This is a genomic window from Acinetobacter sp. NigerLNRRAM0016, from assembly GCF_054112845.1.
In genome coordinates this window covers 1-22,002 of record NZ_JBSYVT010000044.1, presented here as the reverse complement: position 1 = coordinate 22,002, position 22,002 = coordinate 1, and the positions used below count along the sequence as shown (strand labels likewise).

18 protein-coding genes are annotated in these 22,002 nt (G+C 43.0%); 10 read left to right on the top strand and 8 right to left on the bottom strand.

Translation table 11 applies throughout. The features are described 5' to 3' along the window. Positions 1-186, top strand: a 186-nt coding sequence (locus ACWQ4X_RS17385) for a hypothetical protein (RefSeq protein WP_457904476.1), incomplete at its 5' end; no start/stop codon positions are given. On the opposite strand, the gene ACWQ4X_RS17380 is transcribed toward ACWQ4X_RS17385, so the two are convergent. After that, positions 183-2,372 carry a carboxy terminal-processing peptidase gene (locus ACWQ4X_RS17380; protein WP_457904475.1) on the bottom strand — a complete coding sequence of 730 codons (2,190 nt, stop codon included), beginning with the start codon at positions 2,370-2,372 and terminating at the stop codon, positions 183-185. The genes ACWQ4X_RS17385 and ACWQ4X_RS17380 overlap by 4 nt on opposite strands. Positions 2,373-2,597: 225 nt before the next feature. Between ACWQ4X_RS17380 and nagZ the strand changes: the two genes are divergently transcribed. Both nagZ and ACWQ4X_RS17370 read left to right on the top strand, forming a co-directional pair. Further along, a complete protein-coding gene (gene nagZ / locus ACWQ4X_RS17375) occupies positions 2,598-3,617 on the top strand; it encodes a beta-N-acetylhexosaminidase (protein ID WP_457904474.1) in 1,020 nt (339 codons plus the stop codon). A 109-nt stretch (positions 3,618-3,726) separates the two neighbouring features. Further along, on the top strand, positions 3,727-4,584 hold the full coding sequence (locus ACWQ4X_RS17370; protein ID WP_374528752.1) for a class I SAM-dependent methyltransferase: 858 nt from the start codon (positions 3,727-3,729) through the stop codon (positions 4,582-4,584). A gap of 63 nt (positions 4,585-4,647) precedes the next feature. Here the strand turns inward: ACWQ4X_RS17370 and ACWQ4X_RS17365 are convergent, their stop codons facing one another. Further along, on the bottom strand, positions 4,648-5,973 hold the full coding sequence (locus ACWQ4X_RS17365; RefSeq protein ID WP_457904473.1) for an alpha/beta fold hydrolase: 1,326 nt from the start codon (positions 5,971-5,973) through the stop codon (positions 4,648-4,650). 307 nt (positions 5,974-6,280) lie between these two features. On the opposite strand from ACWQ4X_RS17365, the gene ACWQ4X_RS17360 reads away from it, so the two are divergent. The 4 genes from ACWQ4X_RS17360 (at position 6,281) to pta (ending at position 11,814) form a co-directional block, all read left to right on the top strand. Further along, positions 6,281-7,546: a glutamate-5-semialdehyde dehydrogenase gene (locus tag ACWQ4X_RS17360; RefSeq protein WP_457904472.1), complete on the top strand. Its 1,266-nt coding sequence runs from the start codon at positions 6,281-6,283 to the stop codon at positions 7,544-7,546. Between the two features lie 128 nt (positions 7,547-7,674). Then, positions 7,675-8,076, top strand: coding sequence for a hypothetical protein (locus ACWQ4X_RS17355; RefSeq protein WP_457904471.1), 402 nt, complete (start codon positions 7,675-7,677; stop codon positions 8,074-8,076). 303 nt (positions 8,077-8,379) lie between these two features. Next, the gene (locus ACWQ4X_RS17350) at positions 8,380-9,603 is read left to right on the top strand and encodes an acetate/propionate family kinase (protein ID WP_457904470.1); all 1,224 of its coding nucleotides are present in this window, start codon (positions 8,380-8,382) and stop codon (positions 9,601-9,603) included. Positions 9,604-9,654: 51 nt separating this feature from the next. Next, complete coding sequence (gene pta / locus ACWQ4X_RS17345) at positions 9,655-11,814, top strand: phosphate acetyltransferase (protein ID WP_457904469.1); 2,160 nt, start codon at positions 9,655-9,657, stop codon at positions 11,812-11,814. Between the two features lie 230 nt (positions 11,815-12,044). On the opposite strand, the gene ACWQ4X_RS17340 is transcribed toward pta, so the two are convergent. Both ACWQ4X_RS17340 and ACWQ4X_RS17335 read right to left on the bottom strand, forming a co-directional pair. Next, a complete protein-coding gene (locus ACWQ4X_RS17340; protein WP_457904468.1) occupies positions 12,045-12,659 on the bottom strand; it encodes a class I SAM-dependent DNA methyltransferase in 615 nt (204 codons plus the stop codon). A 75-nt stretch (positions 12,660-12,734) separates the two neighbouring features. After that, on the bottom strand, positions 12,735-13,631 hold the full coding sequence (locus ACWQ4X_RS17335; RefSeq protein ID WP_457904467.1) for a DMT family transporter: 897 nt from the start codon (positions 13,629-13,631) through the stop codon (positions 12,735-12,737). Between the two features lie 180 nt (positions 13,632-13,811). Here ACWQ4X_RS17335 and ACWQ4X_RS17330 point away from each other — a divergent pair, with 180 nt between their 5' ends. The 3 genes from ACWQ4X_RS17330 to ACWQ4X_RS17320 all read left to right on the top strand — a co-directional run bounded on the left by ACWQ4X_RS17330 (position 13,812) and on the right by ACWQ4X_RS17320 (position 17,428). Next, entirely contained in the window at positions 13,812-14,684 is an 873-nt protein-coding gene (locus ACWQ4X_RS17330; RefSeq protein ID WP_457904466.1) for a helix-turn-helix transcriptional regulator, read from the top strand. A gap of 561 nt (positions 14,685-15,245) precedes the next feature. Further along, entirely contained in the window at positions 15,246-16,772 is a 1,527-nt protein-coding gene (locus ACWQ4X_RS17325) for a fumarate hydratase (RefSeq protein ID WP_100240589.1), read from the top strand. Positions 16,773-16,879: 107 nt separating this feature from the next. Further along, positions 16,880-17,428, top strand: a complete 549-nt coding sequence (locus tag ACWQ4X_RS17320) for a DUF2059 domain-containing protein (RefSeq protein WP_457904465.1) — start codon at positions 16,880-16,882, stop codon at positions 17,426-17,428. Positions 17,429-17,433: 5 nt separating this feature from the next. Here the strand turns inward: ACWQ4X_RS17320 and ACWQ4X_RS17315 are convergent, their stop codons facing one another. From ACWQ4X_RS17315 to tig, 4 genes are all read right to left on the bottom strand, one after another. Continuing rightward, positions 17,434-18,147, bottom strand: coding sequence for a DUF2846 domain-containing protein (locus tag ACWQ4X_RS17315; RefSeq protein ID WP_457904464.1), 714 nt, complete (start codon positions 18,145-18,147; stop codon positions 17,434-17,436). Positions 18,148-18,314: 167 nt separating this feature from the next. Further along, complete coding sequence (gene clpX, locus ACWQ4X_RS17310) at positions 18,315-19,625, bottom strand: ATP-dependent protease ATP-binding subunit ClpX (RefSeq protein WP_161933272.1); 1,311 nt, start codon at positions 19,623-19,625, stop codon at positions 18,315-18,317. A gap of 28 nt (positions 19,626-19,653) precedes the next feature. Further along, the gene (gene clpP, locus ACWQ4X_RS17305) at positions 19,654-20,259 is read right to left on the bottom strand and encodes an ATP-dependent Clp endopeptidase proteolytic subunit ClpP (protein WP_016168229.1); all 606 of its coding nucleotides are present in this window, start codon (positions 20,257-20,259) and stop codon (positions 19,654-19,656) included. Positions 20,260-20,449: 190 nt separating this feature from the next. Beyond that, entirely contained in the window at positions 20,450-21,781 is a 1,332-nt protein-coding gene (gene tig, locus ACWQ4X_RS17300; RefSeq protein ID WP_142769526.1) for a trigger factor, read from the bottom strand. Between the last annotated feature and the right edge of the window lie 221 nt (positions 21,782-22,002).

Genomic DNA, 22,002 nt, shown 5'->3' with positions numbered 1-22,002 from the left:
AATCCTGTTAAGAATCTAATACTCTATCGTTTTGGTCAAGTGTTTATTCCCGAATATTTACGCAATTTAGTTACAGCGCTGAGCCAATATCCATTTATTTTTTATGCCTTTTTTATGCTCCAAACATTAAAAAGCCAGTCATGCGTAGACTGGCTTTTTAAGCGAACAAACTTTACAACAACTTAAGATTTCGCCTTTTGCACTTTCGCATAGTCCAATAACACATTGGCTGCTTCAGTTACAAAAGCTTCCTCTTCAGGCAAAGCTGGGCGTTGAGTCGCTTTCATTTTGGCACGCGACTCAGCCAAAGCATCTAAAGAGGCTTGATAGCTTTCCCAATTTGCATACGGCTTTTGTCCCGTTGCCTGACGACGTTGGTTTTCGGCCTGTAAGGTTTCCTGCTCGAGTGCAATCAACTCAGCTTTACGCTGATCAATGTCTAACACGATGCGTTTCTGATCATCTGATTTTTTTGCAATCGCTTTACGTGCTTCCAAATATTTAAACTGTGGATCAACACTCACGCGTTGTTCTGAAGCTTGATCAAGCTGTTGTACATAAGGCTTCACCGAGCCTTCACGTTTGAAGGGTGCCGTTGGAATCGTATCCCATTTTAAGGCATTCTTGGCTTTACGTTCACCAAACTCTTCATTATAGATATCGACCAACGTGACATCTGGAACGACACCTTTATTTTGCGTACTGCCACCCGTCACGCGGTAAAATTTACGCTGCGTTAAAGTCGCTTGCCCATAAGCCAAACTGTCAAGCTGAACTTGTGCTGTTCCCTTGCCCGTTGTGGTACTGCCAATCACAATGCCACGCTCATAGTCTTGAATTGCTGCCGAGTAAATTTCACTTGCCGAAGCCGAAGCCAAATTGACCATGACAGCCAATGGACCTGCATAGGTCTGTGCACCGCCATCATCGTCTTCAAACACGCTGACATTGCCATTGCCGTCACGGATTTGCACCACTGGACCTGACTTAATCACCTGCCCCAACATCCGCGCGACTTCTTCCAAAGAGCCACCTGGGTTATTGCGTAAATCAATGATAATGCCTTCTACATTTTTGGTTTGTAGTTCTTTCAAAGCATTATTGGTGTCTTCAGAAACTGAACGGTATTCATTGCCCGCACGGCGCGCACGATAGTTCAAATAGAACGATGGGATTTCAATCACGCCCATACGATGCACTTTGCCATCGCGCTTGACTTCAACCACACGTGAACGTACCCCAGCATCTTCTTCCTGAATCACATCACGCACAATGGTCACATTGCGTGCTTGGCTCATTGGAGCTCCTGTCGCCAACAAACGCACGGTGACTTTGGTGCCACGCTTACCACGAATCAGCCCGACAATTTCATTGCTTGGCCAACCGACCACATCCACCATTTTTTCGCCATCTTGTGCCACACCAATAATGCGGTCACCCGATTTCACTTGTCCTGTTTTACTCGCTGGACCACCATCTACAATGGTTTCAATCTTGGTGTAGTCTTCATTGCCACGTTCTGGGCGAATCGATACCCCAATCCCTTCGAGTTGCAACGTGGTTTGACGATTCAACTCCATCGCATCTACAGGCGGGAAATAGTTGCTGTGCGGATCGTAAGTCAGCATCATCGCATTCAAGGTTTTATCGAGTACATCATCACTCTTGGTCCGGCTAATGCGTTCCAATTGACGGGTATAGCGCTTGGTCAGAGTCTGAACTGGGGTTAAATCTTCTGGACTGGTTAAGTCCTGCCCATTGGCAAGTTCTGGATTATCTTTCAAGACCTTCTGTTTGGCTTGGTCTTCTTGCTTGCTAATGGTTAAATTGATCAGCTGCGACACCAGCATTTTTTGCCAATAGGTACGCTGCTCTTGGGTATTCTTAAAATAAGGAGCTTTTTCACGGTCAATATCAATATAGACATTGGTTTGATTTAGGTTCTGCGGCTTTTTCAACTCAGCCAGCATAAACTCATAAAACTGAGCCAGACGCTCACGATACTGCGCATGAATGGTATAAGGACCGGTTAAGTCCCCCGCTTTTAGTGCCGCACCGAAAGTCGCACCATACTGTTTCTTATATTGTTCAACTTCGGAATTCAGGAAAATGGTATGGTCTGGATCTAAGCTGTCCAGATAAAAATCGAGGATACGGTTCGAAGTCTCCGCATCCAAACGCATATTCAAATAATGTTGACGATCGACTAAGGTTGCCAACTGTCGTGAAACCAGTGCTTGTTCTTTAGTTGGCACGACAGATTGCGAGACTACAGCGGTATCGTTGGCTGCAATTGCTTCATTGATTGCGTGTGTAAAAAACAAACCACCAGTCGCAATGGCAACTGCACAAGCTATTGTTTGAAGTTTCATAAATAATTTGTACTTCCTTGGTTTTCGATCAAAATTTCTGCGTCGTTATTCAACATGAATGGTGCAGATTCAACATCTTAAACAACTGAATATGTTTATGTCGTGTAGTTTTATCATAATCTGTGCTGACAAAATGTAGCAAATCATTGCAGAATTCGGGTATTGTTTCGCGGAAGCTGATCCCTTCAGCCTCTTTATTTAAATAATTCAAACACGGACACCAATATGATTGGCGCATTGATGCTGGACATCGCTGGCACAGAACTTACCCACGAAGATATTGAACTATTGCAAGCTCCGCAAGTCGGTGGCGTTATTTTATTTGCACGAAATATTCAGTCCCCACAACAAGTTCGCGCACTGACCGATCATATGCGTCAAATTCGCCCAGAAATCTTAATTGCGGTCGATCAGGAAGGTGGACGTGTACAACGTTTGAAAACGGGTTTTACCCTGCTCCCAGCCATGGGGCGTTTCGGTGAGTTGTATTTAAACCATCCTGAACAGGCACTCGATTTGGCGGAACAATGTGGCTGGCTCATGGCGACTGAAGTACTGGCGGTTGGTATTGATTTTAGCTTTGCACCTGTGCTCGATTTAAACGACATTAGCGATGTGATTGGCGACCGTGGTTTTGCCAAAAATATGCAGGATATTGTGCCACTTGCTAGCGCGTTCCTCAAAGGCATGAAACGTGCAGGTATGGCATCCACAGGGAAACACTTCCCTGGACATGGTTCAGTGAAAGCCGACTCTCATGTAGCGGCAGCAATTGACTCTCGCCCTTATGCCGAAATCTTTGCCGAAGATATGCAAAGCTTTATTCAACTGATGCCTCAGCTGGATGCCCTGATGCCTGCCCACGTGATTTACGATCAGGTTGATCCGAACCCCGCAGGTTTCTCAGCATTCTGGATTCAAAACATTCTGCGTCAAGAATTAAAGTTTGATGGTGTCCTGTTCTCTGACGACTTAAGCATGCAAGCAGCCTGTGTTGCAGGTGGTGCCGATGCGCGTATTCAAGCTGCACTTCAGGCCGGCTGTGATATGGGATTGGTCTGTAATGATCGCACTGCACAATGTGTCGCGTTGGCAGGTATCACAGAACTGCCATTACCAAATCAACAACGCCTAGAACGCATGCGCGGTAAAATTCCAAACATTGAAATTGGCGAAAGCTTAGACCTCGGTGATGAATGGCGAAAAATCCGAGACAGAATTGTCGCCTTTAAAAATGCAGGCTAACTATTCGACGGAAGGAGCATCACAAAATGCTCCTTTTTCTTTATGATGTGAAAACTTTCAGCAACACTTGCTGTACGAGAATCAAAACAAAAAAGTAGGTCAGGAAGACATGACAGAAGGACTTTCACAACATCGCCATATTTCATTTACCGCACACTACACGGGTTATATTTGGTACCAAATGGGAATTTCTAATCCTATTTTCGCGACAGCCAAAGGCAAATTTCTGGCAAAACTGGCACATCCCTTAGAATCATGGGCAGAGCGTTATGTCGGCGGCAGCATGCGTAGTACCTTGAAGCAGCGCCATTGCATGATTGATGAACATCTTTACCAGTTATTAGCCCAATATCCGAAATTACAGGTCTTGGAAATTGCCTGCGGACTTTCTCCGCGTGGTTGGCATTTTCGACAAAAGTTCCCCGATTTGGTTTATCGCGAATTAGATTTACCTGATATGGCTCAGCTCAAAACCCAAGCCTTACAACAACTTGATCCGAATAGCCCGCAGGTACTTAGTGCCGATATTTTTAGCCATGAATTCGCTCAAATCTTTCAGCAGTTTGATGCACAATATCCACTCTTGGTCATCAGTGAAGGCTTGATCAACTATTTTGACAAAGCGTTATTGGCGCAACTGTTCCAAGCAATTAGTCACCATGGGCAACGCTTTCCTGAAATTCATTATCTCAGTGACCTGTATCCTGAACCTGTCAAAAATAAACTGGCACATATTATCTGGAGTAGCAGCAAGCTCTTAAAATTCATGTCACGCAGTGCGTTTAGCTTCCACTTCACACATCCGCAAGAAGTACGACAGTTTCTGACAGATGCAGGCTTTCAAACCTCCCACATCGTTCAGCCTAAATATTATTTTCAAGCCCAGACCAATGAGACCTCGGCAGAGGAACATTCTGGAGATTTGGTCTGGATGCTACATGCTTCTAGTCGGCAATCGTCAAGATAATCCATGGGTAAAAAATCAAAAGGGAGTTTCATCAACTCCCTTTTTTTAAGAACATACTGACGCTCAAGCACTGGCAGGCATCAACGCTGACTGTTGGCGTTGAATATATCGTAGCAGTCGCTCCGCCACATCAAAACTACCATGTTTAAACAAGGCACGAACATGTGTTTCCCCTGCCTCAAAAATCAAACATTCAATCGAAAACTCTCCCTCATCATCTTTCAAATGCAGTGCTAAATCGCGAGGATATTCAGCAACGCGCTGACTGTCTTGATGATGAAACTTGAGCATCAAGCCAAAGAAATTGAGATCGACGATTTCTGTGGCAAACTGCACATCGAGAAAACGATGCGTAAGCAGAGTAAAGGGCTGACTCACCTGAATCCGTGGCTCGCCGCGGCGTTCCATGGTTAGCAATTGCGCCCGCGTCAGATTAATAATGCCTTCAAGCGATTGAATTGACTCGCCACGTAAATAAGTCGCAAATAGATGCATGGTTTCTTTGCGTCGTTGTAATTGCGGCACATGATCAGCATTGGCAATCATGGCAAATTCCATGTCGGGACACTGCACGGCAAAATTGGCATTTTCATGCGGCAAAGTAAAACTGTCATATTGCCCGCATGCCACCAATACTTTACAGCTTGGAATTGGAACATCGGTCAGACGTAACAAGCGATTACAGTTAATTTCATAGCGCTCTTGTTCGGTTGCAGTGAAGTCCGCCATCTGCCGAAAGAACAGACGCTTTGCCGTCGGTGACATACGCGTGACATCCAGTTTGGCATGATTGACCAAATACAGAATCACAGCTTGTCCAAACTCCTCCATACGCTGTTCTTGCATCAAAAATAAGGATTCTTCCAGCAACATGCGCCAGCTTTTCCGCGTTTTTTGCATCACGCCCATTAAAATCATGCGATCAATCAACTCTGGGCGTAAATCTGCCAAACCTGATGCCACTACAGAGCCCAAGGACATTCCCATCACCGAAACACGCTGCAGTCCGACAATATCCAGCCACTGACCTAACATGGCGGAAAGATCACTCAATTCCAAAGTGCCCGCAGAAAGCCCTGTATCGACATTGGTAATTTGCTGATTGGCACCCATAGAAGGCAAATCGATTAAAATCACGGGTCCCGCTGCGAACAACTGTTCAACACAATATTTATAAGAATTAAAGTTCTGGAATGCGCCACCAATAATCACAATCGGTGTCTTATGCAGAGTTTCGGGTTCAGCAATCGCCATATACTCGATTTTCCAACTATCAATCCATGTGGTTCGAGCCGGCTGTTTAAAACTGTGTTTATGATATAAATCGAAGAAACCGTGACGATTTATTGATGAGTGTAATTCCGCGTCCAATTGGATAATGGAATTCATATTCCCTACCTCCATCCTTGTCTTATTTTTATTTTGCAAGACACTATTTCTGCAATGTATGTACCTATTTTTAGGTGCTAACTCTTTCTATTTTTGTGTAAGACGTCAATGTCATTATCGCTAGCCATCATATACAAAGGATGATTTTGGCTGCAACTCATTCCATGACCGCTTATCTTTTTTTCCCCGAAAAGCGATAGGAGGCACCCTGTACGCTAAAGTTTTGCCTATTTTCACTCGATATGCTTCATTGTCAGTACACAGGCTGTTACTATCGGAACTGAAATTTCTAAGTGATCAAACCGCCATGCAAGAGTCTATTGAACAATACATGCAAACGGTAGGACAACAAGCACGCCAAGCATCGCGCGTGTTAGCCAGCGCTTCTACCCAAATGAAAAACAATGCTTTGTCTGCAATTTACACAGCATTACAAAACAATGAGTCTGCGATTTTAGCGGCCAACCAAATAGACATGGATAAAGGTCGTAACAATCAATTAGACAGTGCCTTGCTTGATCGCTTAGAACTCAACCCCACACGCTTTAAAGGCATGCTACAGGGCCTGAAAGATGTGATTGCTCTGATTGATCCGATTGGAGAAATCACCGATTTGGCTTATCGCCCGTCTGGTATTCAAATTGGTAAAATGCGCGTGCCATTAGGTGTGGTCGGCATGATTTATGAGTCCCGTCCAAACGTAACTTTAGAAGCCGCTGCGCTGGCATTAAAATCAGGCAATGCCATTATTTTACGTGGTGGCTCTGAAGCTTTGGAATCGAATAAAGCCATTGCGGCAGCCATTCAACACGGGCTGAAAGCGTCAGGTTTAGCTGAAACTTCAGTACAAGTGATTAACACTGCGGATCGTGCTGCGGTGGGTCATTTGATTACCATGTCGGAATATGTGGACGTGATTGTTCCACGTGGAGGCAAAGGGCTGATCGAACGCATTAGTAATGAAGCCCGTATTCCAGTCATTAAGCATTTAGATGGCAACTGCCATGTCTTTGTTGAAGCACAGGCAGATTTACATAAGGCCTTACCGATTGCGCTGAATGCGAAAACTCATCGTTATGGCGTCTGTAATGCCATGGAAAGCCTGTTGGTCGATGAGAAAGTCGCTGAAGAATTTTTACCGCGTATTGCCGAGCTCTATTCCGAGAAAAATGTGGAGTTGCGTGGTTGCCGTGAAACTCAGCGTATTTTAGGCAGCAGCGTCAAGCCTGCGAGTGAAGAAGATTGGTACACCGAATATCTTGGTCCAATTTTAGCCGTGAAAGTGGTCTCAGGAATGGATGAAGCCATTGACCATATCAACAAATATGGTTCGCATCACACCGATGCGATTATTACTGAAAACTTCAGTTTGGCACGCCAATTCCTTGCCCGCGTCGACTCAAGCTCAGTGATGGTGAATGCCTCTACCCGCTTTGCCGATGGTTTTGAATATGGTCTAGGGGCTGAAATTGGCATCTCTACCGACAAAATTCATGCCCGTGGCCCAGTCGGTCTAGAAGGTCTAACTTCGCAAAAATGGATTGTGTTAGGCGACGGGCAAATTCGCCAATAATACCTCTCCAATTCAAGTAACTTTAAGTGTTCAGTTTCAACCTTGAAGCTGAACACAGCGACAACATGATCCCTGCCCTAAATCTTGTAACATGATAAAAAAATTGAAAAAGATAAATGGGAAATCACATGTTTTACTATTTGATCATTTGTACCTTTTTACTGGCATTACTGGTTTCTTTTACCGTAATGAAAATTTTTTCCAGTTCGATTAATGCGATTCTGGCACGCATTATTCACGATCCGATTCATGAAGCTTGGGCAAAATACACCAAATTTGCTGGCATGGTGGTCGGGACATCTTCAGGCATTCGTATTTACGATATGGAAAAATACATCACGCCGCTGACTTATACCGAAAATGACAAAAAAATTGTGATGGAACTGACTCAAGAACGCTGGGTACTGGAAATTTACCGCACGATCATCGAAACCTTACAAGGTCTTGCTTGGATGATGTTGGTCTTTTTTATGGTGGCATTAATTGCCTATGTGATTGTACGCTGGTCAGAAATCAAGTATCAAAACTAAGCATAAAAACAACACTTCGCTCCTGCTCAAAATTCATTTCTCATGCTAGGGTTAAAGGTATACAGAAAGGAAAATTTAGGCCTGAGCACTATTTTATTAATAAATGAAAGCTATCAACCTATAAATTTTATTTATTATTATTTCACTGGTCGATAGTGCTTAAGTCTAATCTCCTAAAGTCTATCTAGGACAGAAAATCAACACATGATAAAACATTATTACTGATCTGGATTGCATTGATAAGTACTGCATAAAGATCACTTTAGGGACGACTTATTTCAATTAAAATTCGGGTATATAAACGTGTCTACATCAGTATTAGTTATTAACTGCGGCTCATCTTCAATTAAATATGCACTTGTTTCAGAGCGTCGTGAAGATCGAATTTTTGGTTTGGCAGAAAACTTAGGTTCTGCTGAAGCTCGCATTAAAGGTGTCACTGTTGGTGGCGCACCACTAGAACTGTCTATTCCGCATGCGGACCACGAAAAAGCATTAGAAACAATCTTAGAACGTCTTTCTCACTATAACCCTCAAGCCATTGGTCACCGCGTTGTACATGGTGGTACCTTGACCAAAGCTGAATTACTCACACCAGAAATTATCGAACGTATTCGTGAAGCGACGCCGCTTGCGCCACTTCACAACCCAGCACACCTTGTCGGTATTGACGCAACCATGCGTTTATTCCCAGAATTGCCACAGGTTGCCGTATTTGACACTGCATTCCATCAAACCATGCCTGCACATGCTTACCGCTATGCAGTGCCTAAATTCCTCTACACTGAACACAACGTGCGTCGTTACGGCTTCCACGGCACCAGTCATGCTTATGTTTCTGAACGTGGTTCAGAATTGGCAGGCAGCTTAAAACAAGGTGGTTGGTTAACAGCTCACCTCGGTAACGGTAGCTCAACTTGTGCCATTTGGAATGGTCAAAGTGTGGATACGTCTATGGGTTTAACCCCACTTGAAGGTATTGTGATGGGTACCCGTAGTGGTGATGTAGACCCAAGTTTACACAGCTTCTTAGCTTCTAACCTTGGCTGGGATGTCTACAAAATTGACAAGATGCTGAACAAAGAAAGCGGCTTACTTGGTTTATCGGATAACTTGTCTAACGACATGCGTACCTTGATTGAAGCTTCTGAACAAGGCAATGAAGATGCAACTTTAGCAATCGAAGTCTTCTGCTATCGCCTTGCAAAATCTTTAGCAGCGCTGAGCTGTGGCTTACCGCGTTTAGATGGTTTGTTCTTCACTGGCGGCATTGGTGAAAACTCTGCTTACATCCGTGAAAAGACCATGGCGTACTTACCACACTTTGGTTTCAACCTGAACAAAGAACAAAACAACAGCCTCAAACGTGGTACTGAAGGTCGTATCGATGCGGGTATAGGACCACAGATTTGGGTGATTCCAACTGATGAAGAAGGTCGCATTGCCAAAGAAACGGCAAGTGTGGTTGAACATGAGGTTAATCAGACAGCTGCAAAAAAGCCTGAATCAAATGCCGCGATTGCTTAAGCAATCGCGCATTGCTCGACTTTCCCATTTTCTGAATTAAAAATTACGACTATGAAAACAATTCTTTTAGTCCCAACTGGTGACGGTGTTGGCCTGACTTCAGCATGTTTGGGTTTAATTTATGCTTTAGAATGCCAAGGCATCAAAGCAGGCTTCCTAAAACCATTTTCTCAAGAAAGTAAAATTGAAGCAGATCGTACCTCTGCGTTATTTCAACATCTGACCAAAAGCGAAACCGTTGAGCCCATTCCTTATGCCACGGTTACACAGCGCTTAAACTCAGGTGAAAACGATGAGCTGTTGGAAGATGCAGTACGCCTGCATCGTCAGATTGCAAAAAAACATGACATCATCATTGTAGAAGGTTTATTACCAGCTGCACGCGATGCTTTTGCATCCGAACTCAATGCTGCTTTAGCCAAAGCGCTGGATGCCAAAGTGGTGATTGTCAGCAATGCCGACATCAATAAAGCCACGGCAACGGCAGAAAAAGTCGAAGCACAATTGCGCCATTTTGGTGGTGCAAGCTGTGAACGTACTGCGGGCGTATTATTCATGCGCACCAAAGGCTTGCCTGAAGGTTCTGCACAAATTCCACTGACTTTCGACCCTAGCTTACGTCTGATCAGTGATACCAACAAATTTGTCGCGGATATTCAAAAAACTCATGCGCATATCGGGAGCGCTCAGCTTCCTGCGATTGGTTTGGTACCATTCAGCAATACACTGAGTGTGCCACGCATGTCTGATCTGGCGGCAAATCTTCAAGCAGAATGGATCAACCAAGGTGAAGCACTCCAACGACGTGTGTTACATAGCAGTTTAATTGCAGCCAATATTGAACATGAACTGGATAAGTTTGTGGCAGGTGAACTGATTATCAGTGCCTCTGACCGTATTGATGTGTTATTGGCAAGTAGTGTCGCCAGCAGCAATGGCACACCTTTAGCAGGCTTGTTATTGACTGAACATCATGCACCAAACAGCCAGATTCTAGATTTCTGCCAAGCAGCGATTAAACAAGGCTTGCCAATTTTACATACGCCACTCAGTACCTTTGAAACCGCTCAGAGCTTAATGAACTTAAGTAATGAAATTCCTGTAGACGATACTGAACGCGCAGAGCAAGTGACACGTTTCGTTTCAAGTCACATCAATGAAGAATGGTTAGCACAACTAATCAAAGGCACACATAAGCCACGTCTATCTCCTTCTGCATTCCGCCATGAATTGGTACAAAAATCAATTCATGCCAAGAAACGTATTGTTCTACCTGAAGGTGATGAGCCACGTACAATTCAAGCGGCAGCAATCTGCCAATCTCGCGGTATTGCACACTGTATTCTTTTGGCAAAACCTGAAGCCGTGATTGAAGTCGCGAAAGCACGTAATATCGAGTTGCCATTTGACCTTGAAATTATCGACCCTGATTCAATTCGCGAAAACTATGTCGCGCAAATGGTTGAGTTACGTAAAGGAAAAATCAACGACTTACAAGCACGTGAACAACTGCAAGACACTGTGGTGTTAGGAACCATGATGCTCGCGCTTGATCAGGTTGATGGTTTGGTTTCAGGCGCAGTCCACACCACCGCAAACACCGTTCGCCCGGCATTCCAGCTCATTAAGACAGCACCTGAATATTCACTGGTATCTTCTGTGTTCTTCATGCTGTTGCCTGATGAAGTTTATGTATACGGTGACTGTGCGATTAATCCAGACCCTGACGCAGAACAATTGGCTGAAATTGCAATTCAATCAGCAGACTCAGCCAAAGCCTTTGGTATTGACCCGCGTATTGCCATGATTTCTTACTCAACTGGCACATCTGGTGCAGGTGCTGATGTAGAAAAAGTTGCGCAAGCGACTGCAATTGCGAAACAGCGTCGCCCAGACCTGTTGATTGATGGTCCATTACAATATGATGCTGCTTCCGTTGAAAGTGTTGGTCGCTCTAAAGCACCAGACTCGCAAGTTGCAGGTCGTGCCAATGTATTTATTTTCCCAGACTTAAATACAGGTAACACCACTTATAAAGCAGTTCAACGTTCTGCCAATGTGGTGAGTGTTGGACCAATGTTGCAAGGCTTGAACAAACCAGTAAATGACTTGTCTCGTGGTGCTTTGGTGGATGATATTGTGTTCACGATTGCACTTACTGCGATTCAGGCCGAACAGCAAGTTGAAGCCAAAGCCAGCAAAGCGTCTTAATTCGTTTTCAGTTTTCCAAACCACTCTTTCGAGAGTGGTTTTTTTTGCTTTGTTGGAAAGTTGGCACTCCATCAAACAACATTCAGCTTTCTCTTGCAGACATCAACGATAGAGCTGCCAAAGTTTGAGAACATTTCATAACCGTCTACTAAAAATGGGAAGATCAGTGCAGCTCAATGGTTCGAATTCGATATCCAATCTATCCCAATTAACCCTTCACAAAAAATCGGTTATTGGCTCCCCATTTGTGCCAACCACACCGTATGTCCCGCACATTCAGGATCTTCCGCAACCATCTCCAATACTTGAAAACCATTCTGCCTTAATAAAGCACGATACTCCTCTTGAGCGAGACTTGCATGATATAAAGGCTCACCAAACAATTCGCCAATCACTTCGCCATGGGCAGGTCCACTGCTAAACATGAGTACAGTTTCGGGTTGAGCATGCCGTGCAAATTGCGCAAACATCTGCCGTTGATCTTCCTGAGTTAAATGAAAAAAACTGTCCCACGCCAAAATTGCATCGAATTTTTTCGCTAGATGAAATTGCCGCATGTCTGCCTGAATCCAAGTCTGATCGGGAAAGTTTTGCCTTGCCATCAGTAGCATCGCCTCGGAACTATCCACCCCAGTGACCGTACAACCTTGCGCCAGTAAATAAGCAGCAATTGGCTTTCCCGAGCCACAACCAATATCTAGAATTTTCGCCTGAGCTGGCACTAAAGCCAGCATTCGATCCAGCCAGACTTTTTCATACAAGTTCTCGCCACGTAGTGCCACCCATTCACGGGCATATTTGCGATAAAGTTCAATAATATTTTTCGCCAGATGTTGATTGTGCATCTTAGTGTCCTGATGATTTTGCTTGCGCATCTTCTTGGATTTTCGATACTTTATCTTAAGCTACGCAAGTGGGTTTTATATACGAGAGCGGCTCAATTTTCTCGGTATTTGTACAAAGAAAATTGCATTACCACAGAGAATTAGTACCACGCCAATCACTGCATTAATCTGCCATTGATAACCCTCCCAAATAGTTGAAATGATCAAAGCAACTAAGGGAAACAATAAGGTGCTATAGGCCGCCTTGCCAGCACCAATCCGCCCGACCAAATAGAAGTATGCCGTGAAACCGATTACTGAACCAAAAATTGCCAAATACAATAAAGCTGAAATTGCGCTCATTGGTATATTGGGGAAAAAATCATCCATTTGAAAAAACGAAATGATGGCCATCAACACAGCACCATACAACATGCCATAAGCATTGGTACTAAACACATCCAGCCCTTGCCGCTGGTGACGAGTACTGATCATATTACCCAAGGAAAAACCATAGGTGCCAATCATACACAGACCAATTCCCCACAAGGTTTGATGGTTGAACTGTGTGCCCACCACATCATTCCAGAACAAGGCAAGCATGCCCAATCCTCCCAATACCGCGGCAGGATAAAATCGTGCCGAGATGGGCTGTGCAAAGAACAATTTGGCATTGAGCGTATTAAAAATAACGGCCATGGAAAAAATCACGGCTTCTAAGCCACTACTAATGTATTGCACCGCAGCATAAAAACAGACAAAGTTAAACCCAAAAATGCAGCATGCCTGTAACATACAGAACAAATGATCTTTGGCAGCCAATTTATCTAATTTTCGATACAGCAAGATAAATACAAACAGAACTATGGCTGAAATGAAAAAGCGCCAAAACACTGCGACATTGGCAGCAATACCGCTGTGTTGTTGCACACTAATCGCAATCCAAGTCGTGCCCCAAATCATCACCACCAAAGCATATAACAGCGCATTCATTTCCAAACTATCCAGTTGAATCAACACGGCATATTGTGCTGGATGTTGATGCTAGGAAACTTGCAGCATCTTGCGGAGAATTATCACCAACTTGTGGTTTTCTACGGAATCACGTCTACAGATGACAAGATCAAAGAGAAGTCCTACACTAGATACTCAATTTGGCACTGCGTGTAGAAGATGACTTATCAGATTCTAGATCAATTACAACAACATAAAGCCCAATTACTGGATTCAGTTGAATTGGGTTCAGGCATGCAGCTTGCCATGTGGCAAAACAATCAAGATCGGGTCAGTGTCTGTAGTAATCACCATACCTTAAGCATGTATATTCAGGGTGGCTTTCACAGTTATCAGAAGACGGCTCAAGGTTGGAAAAATGGTGGTGGGCCGGACCATATGTGTCTGATGCCGCAAGATTTTGAATCGACTTGGGACTTACGCGACTCGCTGACCTTTGTGCACCTGTACTATACCGACCAGCACTTAAAACGTGTTGCAGAACAAGTCTGGGATCGGGAACCCAGTCAGATCAGTTTAGATCCGCAAAGTTTCGTGGCTGACCCACAAGTTTCAATGTTGTATCGACATTTTTTACTGAGCGATGCTTGGCAAAATCGTGAAAATCATTTGCAGATGAGCACCGCCACCACCCTGCTACTGAATCATCTGATCAAAAACTATAGTCAGACCCAATGGCAAGCTCCTGAGGTGAAAGGCGGGCTCTCTCCCTATATGCTCAAACAATTATTAGCATGGATTGATCAACATCTACATCTCAGCTTAACCCTGTCCGATTTGGCACAACAAACCCAACTGAGTGAATATCATTTTGCACATATGTTTAAACAATCCATGCACATGCCTCCACATCAATATGTGATGCTACGACGGTTGGAATTGGCACACCAAGCCCTACAAACCAACGCTGCCAATATCACTGAGATTTCAATGCAATATGGATTTAGTTCCAGTAGCCATTTTAGCCACCGTTTTAAAAAGCACTTTGGCTATTCGCCTTCTCAGATGCAGAAAATGTCTAAACGAAATTGATTTGAAGATTTGAAGATTTGAAGATTTGAAGATTTGAAGATTTGAAGATTTGAAGATTTGAAGATTTGAAGATTTGAAGATTTGAAGATTTGAAGATTTGAAGATTTGAAGATTTGAAGATTTGAAGAAAGCTTAAAATAAAAAAAAGAAGATAAAGCTTAAGCCTGATCTTCTTTTTGACCGTACATCCAAGTTGCTGCGATAAAGAAACTAAAGCCAACAACCATAAGAATTGCAGATGTCATAACGATACCCTCTGTTTGGAATGCGCCTATTATGTGAAAGTTTTATTACAACTTTATGACAGTCTTGTCATTTTTCAGCAACAACACCGCCTCAACCCATTTAAAATATAAAATTCAATATCTTATAGATTAATCATCTTATACATACAATGAGTTTCTGACTTTAGGTTGAGATGAGCACTGTAATATTCCCATCTTGATGACCGATTTTATCCATTAAACTTTAGCCCAAAAATGCAGCAAAACACCCACAACGCCAGCGTTATACCTTATAATTTAGCCCGCTAGCTAACAGCCCGCTCAAGAGATATTTGATATGACAACTATTATCAAGCAAGATGACTTGATCACTTCGGTCAAGGACGCGCTTCAATTCATTTCGTACTATCACCCACAAGACTTTATCCAAGCGATGAGCCGTGCGTACGACCGTGAAGAAAACAAAGCTGCGAAAGACGCCATTGCACAAATCTTGATTAACTCTCGTATGTGTGCAGAAGGTCATCGTCCAATCTGCCAAGATACTGGTATTGTTAACGTATTTGTTGAAGTGGGCATGGATGTTAAATTTGATTTAACCATGAGCCTCGATGATGCAATTAACGAAGGTGTACGCCAAGGTTACTTAGAAAACTCGAACGTACTTCGTGCTTCTGTTTTGGCTGATCCAGCGTTTGGTCGTAAAAATACCAAAGACAATACGCCTGCAGTGATTTACCACAAACTTGTCCCAGGTAACAAAGTAGACATTACTGTTGCGGCAAAAGGTGGTGGTTCAGAAAACAAATCTAAACTTGCTATGCTAAACCCATCTGACTCGATCGTGGATTGGGTACTCAAGACTGTTCCAACAATGGGTGCAGGCTGGTGTCCTCCTGGTATGCTCGGTATCGGTATTGGTGGTACTGCTGAAAAAGCCATGATGCTTGCAAAAGAATCACTCATGGAAGAACTCAACATGGACGAATTACTTCGTCGTGGTCCACAGAACAAACTTGAAGAACTTCGTATCGAAATCTTCGAAAAAGTTAATGCGCTTGGTATTGGTGCGCAAGGTCTTGGCGGTTTAACGACCGTTCTTGATATTAAAATCAAGGACTACCCTTGCCACGCTGCAGGCAAACCAGTCGGTATGATTCCAAACTGTGCCGCAACTCGTCATGCACACTTCCAGTTAGATGGTTCAGGTGTTGCACACATTCAAGCACCGAAACTTGAAGACTACCCTTCTGTGACTTGGGATTCTTCAACTTCTAAACGTGTTGACCTAGATACAATTACTCAAGAAGAAATGAACGCATGGCAACCAGGCGACACATTATTGCTTAACGGTACAATTTATACGGGTCGTGACGCTGCGCACAAACGTATGGTTGACATGTTGAACAATGGTGAAGAGCTTCCAGTTGACCTTAAAGGTAAATTTATTTACTACGTAGGTCCTGTAGATCCAGTGGGTGATGAAGTGGTTGGTCCTGCTGGTCCGACAACGGCAACACGTATGGACAAGTTCACTCGCCAAGTATTAGAAGCGACTGGCATGTTCGGTATGATTGGTAAAGCGGATCGTGGTCCTGCTGCTGTTGAAGCAATTAAAGACAACAAAGCAACTTACCTCATGGCTGTAGGCGGTGCGGCTTACCTTGTTTCTAAAGCCATTCGTGAAGCTGAAGTGGTTGCTTTTGCTGACTTAGGTATGGAAGCAATTTACAAGTTTGTCGTAAAAGACATGCCTGTATCCGTTGCTGTGGACGTAAATGGTACCTCTGTACATGCAACTGCTCCTAAAATTTGGCAAGCGAAAATTGGTAAAATTCCTGTAGTGGATGCTGCAGCTGGCTAATCCCTAAGTTTTGCTTTTTTCGATACCCTTAACATGCTAAGGTCTTGTTAAGGGTATTTTTTTAGCCCAAATTTATCTTTTTACAACAACAGTTCATTCTAAATATCATGAAAAAAGTACAGCACACACTCGCAATTCTTAGCCTCTCTATACTCAGCTTCACTGCATTTGCCAAACCCGCAACCGAAGCATCCGTTGAAAAAGCCCTGAAACTGAGTGACATTTCAGGGACTTTGGCGCAGTCTCAACAAGAAATGCGCCCTGTCTATCAACAGCAAGCTGAAGATACCATTAAACAAATCTTTAAAACCTCGAGTCTAAATGCAGAGCAACAAAAGGCCGCAAATCAAATTGCCGACATTACGGCCTCTTTTAGTAATAAACTGATTTCTGATCCAAAATTTATGCAAATGCTTAAAGACGTTTATCAGAAAACCTTTACCGAAGAAGAAGTGCTTGCCAATATTCAGTTCCTAGAAACCCCAATTGGACAGTCGATTAATAAAAAAAGTAGCAAAATGATGAGTGAAGTCATGCGCAATAGCATCGATATGTCCGCACAAATGATGCAAGACCCAGCAACCCAAGCAGAAATCAATCAACAAATTGCAAAAACACTACAACCACTATTCAAACAGGCGAAAAACAGCAAATAAGCTGATTACCACGTACGAATATCCCAAATTTTAAAGGGTTGCGTCAGTTGTACATCAGATTGAACGTCGTATTTTTCGGCTTTAAATTTTTGTGCTTTATGGCGTAACTCGCCTGTTTGCTGATCTTGCGCCACAAAGTTATAACTCGAAGATTTTAATTGAGTAAATGCAATTTCATTTTGCCCAGTTTGGTTCGGCACCAAAATTAAAGGACCCGAGACTTCCTTACGTGTATTGAGGTTTTCCTCATCATATTTCACGTAGTAACTTTTACCTGCTTCAACCGTAAAATCCAGATATTTGGGCTTCTGAAAGTGGTTAATACCTAATGGGCGGCTACTCGATAAACGATAAGTTCCAGCAGGAAGCTCCAACCAATAATAATGATTATTCAACAAACTCGGAATTCGATATTTATTGATAAATAAACTCGAAGCGACAATTTCTTGACGGTTCCAACGACTGTCTGGGCGATAAAGATAGACCACCGCAGCCTGATCATGCTGTGCCTGCACAGGATGGTAACGTTGACCTAATTTTTGATTGACCCAACCACCAACCGAAGTCATGCCGAAACGATATTGCTCGACCAAGCCTGGTGCTTGACTGGTATCTACTGGATGCAGCGTAGAACTTAATTCTGGTTGTTCTAAAACGGCCTGTTTATGGCATCCAAATAAAAATAAACTGCTACATAACATCAAATAAAGCGCACGCATGATTGTCCCTCACCGCGTATTTTTTTGTATTTATTGGGGCTAATTTTTGGATCTTTTACACTTTTAGGCATCCTCGCCTTTGCCCAAGATTACCACTGCACTTTTTTCTTGAAAATAAAAAACGTGCGGAAATCATAAATTTCCGCACGTTTCAGACGAATAACCAATTAAGCAGATTTTGAGTTAATCACTTTCAAATCTACTTTGTTGACATCTTCAGTCGCTGTCTTCGGTTGACGTTCAGGCAATAATTCAGGTTTCGCAATCCCATTAATCACCGCTTCATTCACCACAACAGTACCCACATCTGTGCGGCTTGGTAAGTCATACATCACTTCAAGTAAAGCATTTTCCAAAATTGAACGCAGACCACGTGCACCCGTATTACGTTCAAGCGCTTTCTTCGCGACCGCACGTAATGCCGAATCTTCAAACACAAGATCCACATGTTCCATATCGAACAAATGCTGATACTGACGCGTTAAGGCATTCTTTGGTTCCGTCAGAATTTGCATGAGTGCTTCTTCATCCAACTCATCCAAAGTCGCGATGACAGGCAAACGACCAATAAACTCCGGAATTAAACCGAATTTAACCAAATCTGTCGCTTCCACTTGACGGAACAAGTCAGAAAGCTGTTTGCTTTCATCTTTCTTCTTCACATCAGCAGTAAAGCCAATCCCGCCCTTTTCTTGACGCTGTTGCACAATTTTCTCTAAACCAGAGAATGCACCACCACAGATAAACAGAATATTCGACGTATCAATTTGAATGAATTCTTGCTGTGGGTGCTTACGACCACCTTGAGGCGGAATCGAAGCCACTGTCCCTTCAATCATTTTCAGCAAGGCTTGCTGTACACCTTCACCCGAAACGTCACGGGTAATCGATGGGTTTTCAGATTTACGGGTAATCTTGTCGATCTCATCGATATAGATAATGCCTTTTTGTGCTTTCTCTACATCGTAATCGGCTTTTTGCAATAACTTTTGCACAATGTTCTCAACGTCTTCACCCACATAACCTGCTTCGGTGAGTGTCGTCGCATCCGCCATGGCAAAAGGTACATCCAGCAAACGCGCAAGTGTCTGAGCAAGTAAAGTCTTACCTGAACCGGTCGGTCCAACCAACAAGATATTACTTTTTGCAATCTCGACTGCATCGTCGTGCTTATGTCCACCATGAGTCACTTTAAGACGTTTATAGTGGTTATAAACTGCAACTGAAAGGGTTTTCTTCGCCACGTCCTGACCAATCACATATTGATCTAATGCCGCACGAATTTCTTGAGGTTTAGGCAAAGGCTTAGCCGCCCAATCACCAGATTCAACCTGCTGACTGGTTTGGACTAAGTCTAGGCATACGTCCACACATTCATTACAGATGTACGCGTCCTCACCTGCAATCAGTTTCCCGACTTCAGACTGCGTTTTACCGCAAAATGAACAATGCTTTTGTCCTTGAGGATGTTCGGACATATTTACTCCAATACTAAAATCTTAAAACTTATGGACGTTTGCTAAGCACTTCATCCACAAGACCGTATTCTTTGGCTGCCTGAGCAGTCATAAAGTTGTCACGGTCTGTATCTCTTGCAACAGTTTCATAGTCTTGACCACTATGCTCTGCCATTAAGCGGTTTAGACGCTCTTTAATGAATAGAATTTCACGTGCATGGATTTCAATATCCGATGCTTGTCCACGGAAACCACCAAGTGGTTGGTGAATCATAACACGCGCATTTTCTAAACAGTAACGTTTACCTTTAGCACCTGCATTCAACAAGAATGCACCCATTGATGCCGCCTGACCCATACAGTATGTCACGACATCTGGCTTGATGAACTGCATGGTATCGTAAATTGCCATACCTGCTGTTACCGAACCACCTGGTGAATTAATGTAGAGGTGAATATCTTTATCTGGGTTCTCTGCTTCTAAAAACAACATTTGTGCCACAATTAAATTGGCCATGTTGTCTTCCACTTCACCCGTTAAAAAAATAACTCGTTCACGCAAAAGGCGCGAAAAAATATCAAATGAACGTTCACCACGAGACGATTGCTCAACTACAACTGGGACTAACGCGTTTTCAATAGTTGGAACATACATACGTTTATTTATTCCTAAATTTTTTGTGACTTAACCCATATTCACAATATGAGGGATAATGACTGAAATTGCAAAATATTCCCCATTAAATAACAGATATTTTTTGCATATACTTTGTGAATTTGGGACAAGCCGATACCCTACTCAGATAAAAAAAGGCGCTTTACGCGCCTTTTTTCACTTAAGCTAATTAGCCTTGTTGACGAGCTTGTTGCTCTTTCAACAATTCTTCATAGCTAACAGTTTTATCAGTTACTTTCGCAGCTGCTAAAATGTGATCAACCACTTGATCTTCTAAAACAACAGCTTCGATTTGTGAACGTTGTTGTTTGTCATTTTTGAAGTATTCAACAACTTCAGTAGGATCTTCGTAAGAAGAAGCCATGTCTTCGATGTAAGCTTCAACGCGAGCTTGGTCAACTTCAAGTTTAGCATCAGCCAATACTTTGCTTACCAATACGCCAAGTTTTACAGATTTTTCAGCTTGTTCTTTGAACAATTCATCTGGAAGCATGCTGCTGTCAAAAGCTTTAGCACCTTGAGCACCAAACTGTTGCGTGAATTGTTGGATCATTTGTTGACGTTGACGGTCGATTTCTTGAGCAACCATTGCAGCAGGAAGTTCAACTTCGTTTGCAGCAACTAATGCATCAAAAGTCGCGCCTTTCACTTGGTTACGAAGACCATTTTTAACTTCGCGCTCCATGTTTTTACGCACGTCAGCTTTTAACTTTTCAACGCCTTCTTCTTCAGTTAAACCAAAGATTTGAAGGAATTCAGCATCAACTTCTGGAAGTTTTTGTTTTTCAACAAGCTTCACTGTGATTTTGAATTGTGCTGCTTTACCTGCAAGGTTCGCTGCTTGGTAATCTTCAGGGAAAGTTACGTCGATAACTTTCTCTTCGCCTTTCTTCATACCAACGATACCGTCTTCGAAGCCAGGAATCATACGACCAGAACCTAAAACAAGTTTAAAGTCTTCAGCTGCGCCGCCTTCAAACTTCTCGCCATCAACAGTACCTTCGAAGTCGAAAGTTACTTGCATGTCTTTTTTCGCCATGCCTTTAGTTTCAGTCCAAGAAGCACGTTGCTTTTGAAGGTTTTCGATCATTTGATCAACGTCTTTGTCTTCTACTGAAGATGCTTTACGTTCAACTTCTAGACCGTCAAATTTCACGTCAACTTCTGGATAAACTTCAACAGTCGCTTCGTATACAAGCGCGTCGTCTTTGTTTTCCACTTTATCAATGTTTGGCATGCCAACAGCATTGATTTTTTCTTGTTGAATTGCTTCGAATACTGTGTCACGGATGACGTCATTTACCACTTCTTGGTAAATACCCGCGCCATATTCACGGCGAACTACGTTTAATGGCACTTTACCTGGACGGAAGCCGTTAATCTTTACAGTTTTAGCAGTGCGTTTTAAACGTGCTTCAAATTGCTCGTTCACACGGCTCGTCGGTACAGATACATTTAAACGACGGGCAACGCCCGAAACCGCTTCAGAAGTTACTTGCATGGCTTCCTCGAAATTTAGTAATAACAGTTTAAAAAAAAGTGCCACATTATATGACAACATTTAAAGATATACAAAACTGGATGTTTAAACCACAAGATTTTATCTGATTTCTTTTGTTCTTTTGTTTTCTTTTCTAAATTTCCGATCATTTTTCTATTTTTAAACGGCTTTTATTCCAAATGATAAACTTTATCATTATTATATGCACAAACATAATATTT

Coding starts and splice junctions, on each gene's coding strand:
- ACWQ4X_RS17380 (WP_457904475.1), bottom strand. CDS start 2,372: ATGAAACTTCAAACAATAGCTTGTGCAGTTGCCATTGCGACTGGTGGT.
- nagZ (WP_457904474.1), top strand. CDS start 2,598: ATGATTGGCGCATTGATGCTGGACATCGCTGGCACAGAACTTACCCAC.
- ACWQ4X_RS17370 (WP_374528752.1), top strand. CDS start 3,727: ATGACAGAAGGACTTTCACAACATCGCCATATTTCATTTACCGCACAC.
- ACWQ4X_RS17365 (WP_457904473.1), bottom strand. CDS start 5,973: ATGAATTCCATTATCCAATTGGACGCGGAATTACACTCATCAATAAAT.
- ACWQ4X_RS17360 (WP_457904472.1), top strand. CDS start 6,281: ATGCAAGAGTCTATTGAACAATACATGCAAACGGTAGGACAACAAGCA.
- ACWQ4X_RS17355 (WP_457904471.1), top strand. CDS start 7,675: ATGTTTTACTATTTGATCATTTGTACCTTTTTACTGGCATTACTGGTT.
- pta (WP_457904469.1), top strand. CDS start 9,655: ATGAAAACAATTCTTTTAGTCCCAACTGGTGACGGTGTTGGCCTGACT.
- ACWQ4X_RS17340 (WP_457904468.1), bottom strand. CDS start 12,659: ATGCACAATCAACATCTGGCGAAAAATATTATTGAACTTTATCGCAAA.
- ACWQ4X_RS17335 (WP_457904467.1), bottom strand. CDS start 13,631: ATGAATGCGCTGTTATATGCTTTGGTGGTGATGATTTGGGGCACGACT.
- ACWQ4X_RS17330 (WP_457904466.1), top strand. CDS start 13,812: ATGACTTATCAGATTCTAGATCAATTACAACAACATAAAGCCCAATTA.
- ACWQ4X_RS17325 (WP_100240589.1), top strand. CDS start 15,246: ATGACAACTATTATCAAGCAAGATGACTTGATCACTTCGGTCAAGGAC.
- ACWQ4X_RS17320 (WP_457904465.1), top strand. CDS start 16,880: ATGAAAAAAGTACAGCACACACTCGCAATTCTTAGCCTCTCTATACTC.
- ACWQ4X_RS17315 (WP_457904464.1), bottom strand. CDS start 18,147: ATGCGTGCGCTTTATTTGATGTTATGTAGCAGTTTATTTTTATTTGGA.
- clpX (WP_161933272.1), bottom strand. CDS start 19,625: ATGTCCGAACATCCTCAAGGACAAAAGCATTGTTCATTTTGCGGTAAA.
- clpP (WP_016168229.1), bottom strand. CDS start 20,259: ATGTATGTTCCAACTATTGAAAACGCGTTAGTCCCAGTTGTAGTTGAG.
- tig (WP_142769526.1), bottom strand. CDS start 21,781: ATGCAAGTAACTTCTGAAGCGGTTTCGGGCGTTGCCCGTCGTTTAAAT.